Origin of the sequence: Alitiscatomonas aceti (assembly GCF_025567195.1) — a bacterium.
GTDB classification, from domain to species: Bacteria; Bacillota; Clostridia; order Lachnospirales; family Lachnospiraceae; genus Alitiscatomonas; species Alitiscatomonas aceti.
Genome location: NZ_JAOQJF010000018.1, coordinates 35,862 through 45,952, shown reverse-complemented (window position 1 = coordinate 45,952; position 10,091 = coordinate 35,862). Strand labels below are relative to the sequence as shown.

The 10,091-nt window shown below is 50.5% G+C and carries 7 protein-coding genes and 3 pseudogenes; 8 read left to right on the top strand and 2 right to left on the bottom strand.

The features are described from left to right. From OCV69_RS09980 to OCV69_RS09950, 7 genes and pseudogenes are all read left to right on the top strand, one after another. Positions 1-1,374 (top strand): annotated as a pseudogene (locus OCV69_RS09980) (DEAD/DEAH box helicase family protein); the annotation flags it as partial. Between the two features lie 738 nt (positions 1,375-2,112). Further along, positions 2,113-4,038, top strand: a complete 1,926-nt coding sequence (gene ltrA / locus OCV69_RS09975; RefSeq protein ID WP_262563080.1) for a group II intron reverse transcriptase/maturase — start codon at positions 2,113-2,115, stop codon at positions 4,036-4,038. A gap of 159 nt (positions 4,039-4,197) precedes the next feature. Beyond that, positions 4,198-6,219, top strand: a pseudogene (locus OCV69_RS09970) (SNF2-related protein); the annotation flags it as partial. A gap of 1 nt (position 6,220) precedes the next feature. Then, complete coding sequence (locus tag OCV69_RS09965) at positions 6,221-7,039, top strand: DUF3848 domain-containing protein (RefSeq protein ID WP_158358868.1); 819 nt, start codon at positions 6,221-6,223, stop codon at positions 7,037-7,039. A gap of 2 nt (positions 7,040-7,041) precedes the next feature. Then, complete coding sequence (locus OCV69_RS09960; protein WP_002570982.1) at positions 7,042-7,380, top strand: plasmid mobilization protein; 339 nt, start codon at positions 7,042-7,044, stop codon at positions 7,378-7,380. A gap of 146 nt (positions 7,381-7,526) precedes the next feature. Beyond that, positions 7,527-7,829, top strand: a complete 303-nt coding sequence (locus OCV69_RS09955) for a hypothetical protein (RefSeq protein ID WP_158358872.1) — start codon at positions 7,527-7,529, stop codon at positions 7,827-7,829. Continuing rightward, positions 7,826-8,125, top strand: a complete 300-nt coding sequence (locus OCV69_RS09950; RefSeq protein ID WP_002570980.1) for a CD1845 family protein — start codon at positions 7,826-7,828, stop codon at positions 8,123-8,125. Before OCV69_RS09955 ends, OCV69_RS09950 begins: the two co-directional genes overlap by 4 nt. A gap of 73 nt (positions 8,126-8,198) precedes the next feature. Here OCV69_RS09950 and OCV69_RS09945 read toward each other — a convergent pair. Both OCV69_RS09945 and OCV69_RS09940 read right to left on the bottom strand, forming a co-directional pair. After that, positions 8,199-8,321, bottom strand: a pseudogene (locus tag OCV69_RS09945) (Fic family protein); the annotation flags it as partial. Beyond that, positions 8,315-8,902 (bottom strand): PBECR4 domain-containing protein, encoded by a 588-nt coding sequence (locus OCV69_RS09940; RefSeq protein WP_101879426.1) that lies wholly within the window; start codon positions 8,900-8,902, stop codon positions 8,315-8,317. The pseudogene OCV69_RS09945 and the gene OCV69_RS09940, both read right to left, overlap by 7 nt. A 281-nt stretch (positions 8,903-9,183) precedes the next feature. Between OCV69_RS09940 and OCV69_RS09935 the strand changes: the two genes are divergently transcribed. Next, a partial coding sequence (locus OCV69_RS09935; protein WP_262563079.1) for a relaxase/mobilization nuclease domain-containing protein occupies positions 9,184-10,091 on the top strand: 908 nt, incomplete at its 3' end.

Here is a 10,091-nt window from a genome sequence, read left to right as displayed (position 1 = left end):
GCAAGTGAAGCGCTGGCGGTGTCCATCTCGGAAAAAGCCTGTGTGGATATGGGCTATATGAGCCAGCTTACCGGAAAAACAAAAGAAGAACTGGCCGGAGAGCTGCAAGGCGTGATCTTCCGTGTACCGGGACAACTGGAGCAGGATGGCACTCCCCATTATGTGACTGCCGATGAATACCTTTCCGGCAATGTACGCCGTAAACTGCGTCAGGCGCAGCGTGCGGCACAGCAGGACCCTTCCTTTGCAGTCAATGTGGAAGCCCTTACTGCCGCCCAGCCTAAAGACCTGGATGCGTCGGAGATCGAGGTGCGCCTGGGTGCAACCTGGATCGACAAAGAGTACATCCAACAGTTTATGTACGAGACCTTCAACACCCCGTTTTACCTCCAGCGCAGCATCGAGGTCAACTATTCCTCCTTTACCGCTGAATGGCAGATCAAAGGAAAATCTTCCGTATCCTACAACGATGTGGCAGCCTACACCACCTACGGGACCAGCCGCGCCAATGCTTATAAGATTTTGGAGGACAGCCTGAACCTGCGAGATGTCCGTATCTATGACACCATAGAGGACGCAGACGGAAAAGAGCGCCGCGTGCTGAACGCCAAGGAGACCACCTTGGCTGCCCAAAAACAGCAGGCTATCAGGGAAGCCTTTAGGGACTGGATCTGGAGAGACCCGGAACGCCGCCAGACTTTGGTGCGCCAGTACAACGAAGAAATGAACTCTACCCGTCCCCGCGAGTATGATGGCAGTCATATCACTTTTGGCGGCATGAACCCAGCCATTACTCTGCGGGAACACCAGAAAAGCGCCATCGCCCATGTGCTGTATGGCGGTAATACCCTGTTGGCACATGAGGTGGGCGCAGGCAAAACTTTTGAGATGGTGGCCGCTGCGATGGAAGCCAAACGCCTGGGCTTGTGCCAGAAATCTCTTTTTGTGGTTCCAAACCACCTGACCGAGCAGTGGGCGTCGGAGTTTCTGCGCCTCTATCCTTCTGCCAACATCTTAGTCACAACCAAAAAGGACTTTGAGACCCATAACCGCAAAAAGTTCTGCGCCCGTATCGCTACCGGGGACTACGACGCCATCATCATGGGACACAGCCAGTTTGAGCGTATCCCCATCAGCCGGGAGCGTCAGGAACGGCTTCTCTATGAGCAGATCGACGAGATCACCGAGGGGATCGCAGAGGTGCAGGCCAGCGGCGGCGAGCGTTTTACCGTCAAGCAGCTGGAGCGTACCAGAAAGTCTCTGGAAGCCAGACTGGAAAAGCTGCAAGCCGAGGGGCGAAAAGACGATGTGGTAACTTTTGAGCAGCTGGGTGTGGACCGATTGTTCGTGGACGAGGCCCACAACTATAAAAACCGTGCGAAACGTTGCGCATAAGCCCTTGTTGACAGCAAGGACGAACAGCGCCATGTGATTGCACTTAACAATAAGAAAATATCACAGAGAACTTGAATCTCGAAATCAGGGGTGAAATTCCCCTGCCGTACAGAACCAATGCCGGAAAGGAGCAATCCCATAGCGGTCTGTCAAACCGCAGGCAGTACGAGAGCTAATACTCCACTGTGCGCTGCGCATCTGTAAATGTGCAGGGTACAAAGCGTGGTGAAGCCGTAACCTGAAAACCTAAACCCCTGCAAAGGGGCATGGAGAATAATGGTGCGGGCTTCCGAAACCTATGGCTATCCGTTAGTGAAAGCTATGCAGCATCGTAAGAGTAGACGGCATCCGAAAGGGTGAAAATTGGAAAAAGCGCGTGCGGCTGGTTTTTCCGCACGAGCCCTGTGGAATGAAATGTCCACACGGAATCATGCAGAAACTGTGGTTCAAAGCATGGTTAGGTTTTCCCGGTGTAAGGTAGCGGCCTAAGGGTTTCAATGGTCAAGCAATGACCGCAAGGATAGAGATTCAGGAACGTTTGAGAGCCTGTTGCCGGAGCTTTACAGAGTTATGAAAGCAACAGGAAGTCAGCCGTACCATAGTAGTCTGCGGCTGGGTAACGCCAGCCACACGGGGCTGAAATGCCCCACGGCGAAGGGTACGAGTCAAACTGATTTACAAATTTCACAAAACGAAAATCCAATAACTCCCTGAAAGATGGGTGACGAACTGCGAGGTGAAAGCCTTGTGCATTTGAACGTCAGATTTTCAACGGAAACGGAACTGAAAGCCATTCAGGATATGCTCTATGAGAAATCCGGGCAGGGCGTTTCGTTCACCGGATTGGTGGAAGCAATGGCGCACGAAGTCACCATTGTGACCGCCATCCATAACATCAAGTCCAACAAGGGCAGTAAAACCGCCGGAGTAGACAAGGTGAAAATGGACAACTATCTGCAAATGCCAAAAGATGAACTAATTTTATTGATTCAATCGTGTTTTCGCAAATATCAGCCCAAACCAGCCCGCCGTGAATATATTCCAAAAAGCAACGGCAAAATGCGGCCGCTGGGAATCCCTACGGTACTGGACAGAATCATACAGGAATGTGTGCGGCTAATCATAGAGCCGATATGCGAGGCGAGATTTTATCCGCATAGCTATGGCTTTCGCCCTTACCGGGCGCAAAAGCACGCAATCCGGGATATTGTCAATGTAATCAACGCCGGGTGTAAATCCCCCGACCAGGCTGTATGGGCAGTGGAAGGTGACATTCAAGGGTGTTTTGACAACATCAGCCATCGGATACTGCTTCAAAAAGTATGGCGAATGGGTATCCATGATAAACGGGTGCTGAAAATCATCAGCCAAATGCTGAAAGCCGGGTATATCGAACAGGATTTGTACCATCAAACGGCAACAGGCACACCGCAGGGAGGAATCCTTTCCCCTCTGCTGTCGAACATCTATCTGAACGATTTTGACTGGTATGTGGGGCGGACCTATATGGAGCCGCATCGCAAATGCAAGCACAAATGCAACGATACACGCAGGCTGAAATGGGCAGGAACCACCCCAAAGTATAACTTCCGTTATGCCGATGATTGGGTGGTGCTGACCTCTACGGAAAAGGAAGCATTCCGTATGAAGCGTGAGCTGACAAAATACTTTAGGCAAAAACTGAAACTGGAACTGTCGCAGGAAAAGACCTATGTAACCGATTTGCGGAAAGGAGGGATACATTTTCTCGGTTACATCGTCAAGGCGGAACGAAAGCGCAAAACACCGAACCCTGCAACGTGGACGGAACATCTGGTGGGAAAACCATTGCCAGATATGGAACGGTTGTCCAAGAAAATTGGCAGTCTACTAGAACAGGTACACCGTATTGAGCTGTATTCCAAACCAAATACACAGGCCGCCCAGATACAATATGTGAACTCCATCATCCTGGGACTGGCGCAGTATTACCAGCCGTCCATCTGTTCGCACGCCTATCATGCAATCGACCGCAGGGTAAACAATGCAGCGCTGGCCGTTTGGAAAAAGCTGTTCCCGAAACAGTATAACCAGATGCAGGTTCCGCTGAAAACACTCTGCAATCTTCCGCACAGGCACGAAGGATATGAAAGCAAAACCTTTGCAATTCCCATCGAGGGGAAATGGTTTGGAATCACTTATGCGTTTATCACGCACAGCCGGTATGAGAGCAAACCGTTTGACCAGAAGATGACCCCGTACACGGTGGAAGGCCGCAGGCGGTACGTCAATTACCGAAACAAGCACAAACCGCTGCCCTGTGACCGGCCGTCCATTAACACCCCGGAGGACATTGCCCTTGCCTGCTATGCAGACGGAAAGGGCTGGAAAGCAAACTTTGAATACTTCATGAATCGGGAGTATGCCTATAACCGGGATAAGGGAAAGTGCAAATGCTGTGGAAAACCATTTTCCCTAACAGTTCCAAAACATTGTCACCACATTGACAACCAGCTTCCAATCGAAAGAATCAATAAAGTTCCCAATCTGGCATGGCTTTGCGAATCGTGCCACCGCATGGTTCATAACAGCCCAATACCGCCTGAGCTGGACGCAAAGGCGGTGCGCAAAATTATGAAATACCGAGAAAAACTCAAATCGTGAAATTTGTGAGTACGCTGTACCCGTGAGGGTGCAGTGGTATTGAAATCTGAAGGAAGAAAGTAAATCAGTTTGATGGTAGGCCGGGTGCGCTGAAAGGTGCACGCCCGGCGTGAGGTGGGGGAAAATCCGGAGATTACTTCAAAGGATTACCTATCACCATTGTTTCTATACACAAAAATGCGAAATGTGGCAGGCTTATCCACATCGGATGCGCAGAAATCCTCCGATATGTTTGCCAAGTGCCGCTATATGGATGAGATCACCGGAAACCGTGGCGTGATCTTTGCCACCGGCACACCGGTCAGCAACTCCATGACCGAGCTTTACACCATGCAGCGTTACCTTCAGTATGAACGCCTGCAAGAACTGAACATGACCCACTTCGACTGCTGGGCTTCCCGATTTGGGGAGACCGTCACAGCATTGGAGCTGGCACCGGAAGGCACCGGCTACCGGGCAAGGACGCGGTTTTCCAAGTTTTTTAATCTGCCGGAGTTGATGAACCTGTTCAAAGAAGTGGCCGACATCAAGACTGCCGACCAGCTGAATCTGCCTACCCCGGAAGTGGAATACCACAACATCGTGGCGCAGCCTACCGAACATCAGCAGGAAATGGTCAAGGCCCTTTCGGAGCGCGCATCGCTGGTACACAGCGGAACCGTTGACCCGTCCCAGGACAATATGCTCAAGATTACCTCGGATGGCCGCAAGCTGGGGCTGGACCAGAGGATCGTCAACCAGATGCTGCCGGACGAACCCGGCACAAAGGTCAATCAGTGCGTGGACAACATCATGCAGATCTGGCGGGATGGCGAAGCTGACAAGCTGACCCAGCTGGTGTTCTGCGACATTTCTACCCCGCAGGCAAAAGCTCCTGCAAGCAAGGCGGCGAAAACGCTGGATAATCCACTGCTTCACGCACTGGAAGGCGCTGTACCCCTGCCGGAGCAGGAACCGGCCTTTACGGTATATGACGATATTCGTCAGAAACTCATTGCTCAGGGGATGCCTGTCGACCAGATCGCTTTTATCCATGAAGCTAACACCGAAGTGCGGAAAAAGGAGCTGTTCTCTAAAGTCCGTACCGGTCAGGTGCGTGTGCTTATGGGCAGCACGGCCAAGATGGGCGCAGGCACTAATGTGCAGGACCGTCTGGTGGCGCTTCATGACCTGGACTGTCCGTGGAGACCGGGAGACCTTGCCCAGAGAAAGGGGCGTATCGAGCGCCAGGGCAATAGCAACCCTTTGGTTCATGTGTACCGTTATGTCACCGAGGGGACTTTTGATGCCTATTTGTGGCAGACGGTGGAGAATAAGCAGAAATTCATCAGCCAGATCATGACTTCTAAATCGCCGGTGCGCTCCTGCGATGATGTGGATGAAACCGCCCTCAGTTTTGCCGAGATCAAGGCTCTGTGTGCCGGAGATCCCCGTATCAAAGAGCGTATGGATTTGGATGTGGAAGTATCTCGCCTGAAGCTGATGAAAGCCGACCACCAGAGTAAGCAGTACCGCTTGGAGGATCAGTTGCTCAAATACTTCCCGGAGGAGATTGAAAAGCACAAGGGCTTTATCAAAGGCTTTGAATCTGACCTGGAGGTTTTGGCAGCTCACCCGCACCCGGAGGACGGCTTTGCCGGTATGGAGATTCGTGGAGATCTGCTGACCGATAAGGAGAACGCCGGTGCTGCCCTTTTAGATGCCTGCAAGGAGGTCAAAACCTCTGATCCGGTGCAGATCGGCAGCTACCGGGGCTATGCCTTGTCCGTGGAATTTTCCGCTTGGAAACAGGAATATACGCTCCTGCTGAAAGGACAGATGACCCACCGGGCAACCCTTGGTACAGACCCTCGCGGAAATCTTACCCGTATCGACAATGCCCTCGCCCAGATGCCCCAGCGTCTGGAGGCGGCAAAGGCCCAGCTGGATAACCTCTATCAGCAGCAGGCTGCCGCAAAAGAGGAAGTTGGAAAGCCATTCCTTTATGAAGAAGAACTGAGAAGCAAAAACGCCCGTCTGGTGGAGCTGGATACCCTGCTCAACATCGACGGAAAGGGACAGGCACACGCTGAGGCTGTTGTTGCCAAAAGCGCACGGCCTTCGGTGCTGGATCATCTGAAACGCCCGGTGCCGCCCCGCAGTACCGACAAGAAACCAAAACAGCATGAGGAGGTGCGATAACATGAATACCAACGATCTGAATACAGCTCTTTATGAAAAGATGGCTGCTGAGCAGGATAAATACAGGGACTGGCTGAAAAGCCAGCCCCCGGAAGAAATCCTGAATCACACCTATGAGTACACCATCCGTGAGGACATCGTGATGGCGATGGAGGAACTGGAGCTGACCGACGCACAGGCACAGGCCCTTTTGGAGTCTCCCTCTCCGCTGGCGGATGTGTACCGCTATTTTGAAAAGCTGGAGACCGGCTATATGGATGTAATAAGGGACAGCATTGAGAACCGTGCCGATGATGTATGCAGAGCCAAAGAAGAACTGCAAACAACGCCGGTCTATCCCCATTCTGCCGCCTATGCAAAAGAACATGGGGAGCTGGAGCAATACCGGGCTTCCAACAATGTAAATCTCCAATGCAAGGAGTCCATTGAAGCGGCGGTGCGGGAACACTTCGACGGAATGTATCTCAGCCACGATGCGGCAAAAGGTGTGATTGAGACCTATGGCATGGAGCGTGTGGCGCTGGTTCTGGCTAACACCGTCCAGCTTCAGGACTGGGATGGGCGCTACTCCCGACGCAACAAAGAATGGGCTAAGACCATTCCCAACGAGAACCCCGAAACCGTCCGTTGTGGTTATGTCCTGAACAGCCACCCTGCTGTGCTGGATGGCTTTATTGATCTGGTGCGTGAAGAACAGCAGCGCAGCCGTACTCAGGGAGAAAAAACGCAACCGTCCCGTCCCTCAGTACGGGATAAGCTCAAACAGGAGCTGCCTGTCCATAAGCCTGCCGCCCCGAAGAAACGAGAGCCGGAGCGATAACTATGGCAAAGCGTAAGCGGGATGTTCCGGTTTTGTTTTGGGTGTCCGCAGAAGAATTGGAATTGATCCGTCAAAAGATGCAGCAATATGGGACAGAAAACCTGAGTGCCTATCTGCGGAAGATGGCTGTGGATGGCTATGTGGTGCAGCTGGATTTACCGGAGCTGAAAGAACTGGTTTCCCTTATGCGATATTCCAGCAACAACTTGAACCAGCTAACCCGCAAAGTGCATGAGACCGGGCGGGTTTATGATGCCGATCTGGAGGATATATCCCAGCGGCAGGAGCAGTTATGGGAGGGCGTGAAGGAAATCCTTACCCAGCTTTCTAAACTTTCATAACAGGGATAGACACTCCATTTGCGGAGGGAGGAACGGCGGTTCTTCGCCGCACCTTCCTCCGCTTTTTCTTTTTGCCGGTATCCTTGTCTTTTGCCTGTCCATACCGGATAATATGAAATAGAATAGAAGCAAAGGAGTGAAAACAGATGCTGACATTTGAAAAAGTGTTGGAGATTTTTGCAGACTACCTGGCCGCAGATGAGACCATCGAAGTTTATATCAGCCGTCACGGATGTGTAAGGGTTGAGTTTGACCAGGATTTTCACTATTGCACCGGCGAGGTGTGTCATACTCCCAAGGAACTGTTCGACCTCTTAGCCGATGATTACCGGACTTATCTGGAGATTGAACTGACCAAAGGCAGACGGGAACTGACAGAAGATGATGTAAAAGAAGCGGATACCCTATGCAAACGGTATCTGGACCGCTGGAAGGAGGAATTGGGATGAAGATTTTGAAATGCCTGCTGATGATCGTAACTGCACCGGTCATTTTGGTGCTGACGCTTTTTGTCTGGCTCTGCACGGGGCTGATCTACATATCCGGTCTGGTGCTTGGCCTGCTCAGTACCGTGATTGCTCTGCTTGGCGTGGCTGTGCTGCTTACCTATTCTCCGCAGAACGGTGTGATTCTTTTGGTCATGGCATTTTTGATTAGCCCCATGGGATTGCCGCTGGCTGCGATTTGGTTATTGGGCAAGGTACAGAGTTTGAAATTTGCGATCCAGGATAGGGTGTATGGGTAAATGATGTGAATATAATCTGAAATGAAAAAGAAGCAGGACAATGGGAGATGAGACCCAATGTCCTGCTTCTTGTTTATTCAGAATGAACAGTAATATATTTTTGATTACGACTTTTAGGTTTATCGGGAATCGTCATTTCCAATTGCCCGGATTCTAAAAGCGGATTGATATGCTTCAAGGTGAAATTTCTTATGTTTGTGTTTTTGGGGTTAGGCGGTCATATTGGATGACGGTCTCTCCGGTAGTTAAATTCTTTTTTTCTTTATAGAGCATGGTATAGCGCGTCTGTCCCTCTGTGTAATCTTTCTTCTCTTTCGGGAAGAAAGACCGACAGAAATATTTTCCGGTGTCCTTGTGTTCTGCAATAAAAATGTAAATGTCGCTGTTTTCCAACGGAGTTGATAATAAATAGTCCGCTTCAATTAAAGAGAACTGATTTAATTTTGCATTGTAACGGAACACCAGACGGTTATCGTCCAAGAGTTGTTCAATCAAAGCCAACGGTTCAAACCGATTTTCAATTTGAGGCAGATAACGGCTTTTCGCTAAAGTCTCATAGGTGGTGCTTCCGATTATGATTTCATCAAATACAGAGCCGCGATTTTGTTTTGCTATCCGCAAATCTTTTAGTTTTCCAAGCCCCATCAGATGATGAAAGTCCAATTTGGAAAAGCCAATCACTAACTCTACGGTTTTTCCCTTTCGGCCAATAATAATTCGATACTGTATTTCCAATAATTTTTCAAATGCTTTTGCACACTTTTGTAATTTATCCATAAAACCTCTCTGTCCATAAAGAAAGCCGCCCTGCAACGCAAGGCGGCTTTGAGCATTTTCTTTCGGCTTTGCAGCCTACTCCGGTTTGAGGTTACTGCACAACCCCTACTGAAAGCTCTGCATAACAAGGCATTCCGGTACGCTATTATGCTTCAACGCTTTGGCAGACACACGCCGTTGCCCACCTTGTACTATTATTATATGCAACTTTAGAAAATATGTCAATCCCCATGAAAAATCAAAAAATATCTTTTCTGCTTATGAGAAAGGAGGTCCCTTCTATGGCAACCACAAGAATCATGCCGCTTCATGTCGGCAAGGGCCGCACAGAAAGTCGGGCGATCAGTGACATCATCGACTATGTGGCCAATCCCCAAAAAACAGATAACGGCAGGCTCATTACCGGCTATGCGTGTGACAGCCGGACTGCGGATGCAGAGTTTCTTCTGGCAAAGCGGCAGTACATTGCCGCTACCGGACGAGTTCGCGGTGCGGATGATGTGATTGCCTATCATGTGCGCCAGTCCTTCCGCCCCGGTGAGATTACTCCGGAAGAAGCCAACCGGCTGGGTGTGGAATTTGCCAAGCGTTTTACCAAAGGCAATCATGCCTTTGTGGTCTGCACTCACATAGACAAGTCGCACATTCATAATCACATTATCTGGTCATCGGTCAGCTTAGAATATGATCGGAAATTCCGAAACTTTTGGGGCAGCACCAAGGCAGTCCGACAGTTAAGTGACACCATCTGCATCGAAAACGGACTGTCCATTGTGGAGAATCCGAAACCTCACGGAAAGAGCTATAACAAATGGCTGGGCGATCAGGCAAAGCCCTCTCACCGAGAGCTGCTACGGGTGGCGATTGACAACGCATTATCACAAAGTCCTATTGACTTTGAAGAACTGCTGAAGTTGCTGCAAGAGTCCGGCTGTGAGGTATCAAAGCGCGGAAAATCGTATCGTCTGAAGCTCCCCGGTTGGGAGAAAGCCGCCCGCATGGACAGCCTGGGCGAAGGATATGGATTGGAAGATTTACAGGCAGTTCTCTCCAGGAAGAAAGCGCATACCCCACGAAAGAAAACAGTCACAAAGGCAGAGCCGCCGAAGGTCAATCTGCTGGTGGACATTCAGGCAAAATTGCAGGCAGGAAAAGGTGCTGGCTATGCTCGATGGGCTAAGGTTTTCAA